This window comes from Bacillus cereus group sp. BfR-BA-01379 (assembly GCF_022663605.1).
Taxonomy (GTDB): domain Bacteria; phylum Bacillota; class Bacilli; order Bacillales; family Bacillaceae_G; genus Bacillus_A; species Bacillus_A mobilis.
The window spans coordinates 1-209 of the sequence record NZ_JAKUFT010000353.1 but is presented as its reverse complement, the minus strand read 5'-3'; the positions used below and the strand labels follow the sequence as shown (position 1 = coordinate 209).

Genomic DNA, 209 nt, shown 5'->3' with positions numbered 1-209 from the left:
CCCTAGAGATAGGGCTTCTCCTTCGGGAGCAGAGTGACAGGTGGTGCATGGTTGTCGTCAGCTCGTGTCGTGAGATGTTGGGTTAAGTCCCGCAACGCGCGCAACCCTTGATCTTAGTTGCCATCATTAAGTTGGGCACTCTAAGGTGACTGCCGGTGACAAACCGGAGGAAGGTGGGGATGACGTCAAATCATCATGCCCCTTATGAC

At 54.1% G+C, this 209-nt stretch carries 1 rRNA gene; it reads left to right on the top strand.

Annotated features, from left to right (window positions below):
* Positions 1-209 (top strand): 16S ribosomal RNA (locus MR113_RS28215); the annotation flags it as partial.